The following is an 816-nucleotide window of genomic DNA, read 5'->3' as shown; positions in this document are numbered from 1 at the left end:
GTGGCAGGTCCCCGATAGTCGGTCCGGTCGGTTCTAGAGCCGATTCCTACTTGCAGTCGATCAGTCGATCTCACACGCCACCGGCTGGTGCCGGTGAGTGCATCCGGCAGCGTACTCGGCAGGAGTTCGGTACCCCAGCGCCGAATGACGGTGCCGGTGATTGTGGTCGTCCTTGAAGTCCTCGATCACCACCCGGGCCTCGAGCAGAGTGGGCCAGTAGTTTCGGTTGAGACACTCATCGCGCAACCGGTTGTTGAACGACTCGATGAACCCGTTGTTCCACGGCGTGCCCGGCGGAATGTAGGACATCCCCACCGACCCAGCACAGAAGTCCCGCAGCGCTTCCGAGATGAACTCCGGCCCATTGTCCATCCGCAGCACCAGCGGCGGCCCACCCCACATCGCGAACGCCTTCTCCAAGCCCTCAATCAACCGGTCGGCGGTGATCGAGCGGTCCACGATGTTCAACAACGACATCCGGGTATGTTCGTCGACCATCGACGCGATCTTCACCGTCTTGCCGTCGACGGTCGAGTCGAACTGGAAGTCCAATGCCCACACCACATTCGGAGCATCCGCGTCGACGATCGGAACCGAGGACAGGCCGGCACGTTTGCGGCGTGGAGCACGCCGGACCTGCAGCCCTTCTTCCTTCCACAGGCGGTGGATCTTCTTCTTGTTCACCTCGATGCCCTGGTCGTAGCGCAGCCACGCCCATGCTCGCCGGAAGCCGTGCCGCGGATGCTTGCGGGCATATCTGCGCAGCTCTGCGCGCAGATCGGCATCCGGATCGTCCGGTGTCTGCGCCAACGGCAA

At 62.9% G+C, this 816-nt stretch carries 1 protein-coding gene; it reads right to left on the bottom strand.

Annotated elements, in window-relative coordinates; all coding sequences use genetic code 11:
* Window positions 1-60 precede the first annotated feature (60 nt).
* Window positions 61-816 (bottom strand): IS3 family transposase (locus ACPCXD_RS22895; protein ID WP_423661209.1); only part of this gene is annotated, 756 nt, incomplete at its 5' end.

It is taken from the genome of Rhodococcus sp. AB351 (assembly GCF_049538275.1).
Lineage (GTDB): Bacteria > Actinomycetota > Actinomycetes > Mycobacteriales > Mycobacteriaceae > Rhodococcus.
The sequence above is the reverse complement of the archived record's forward strand: the minus strand, read 5'-3'. Positions and strand labels throughout refer to the sequence as shown.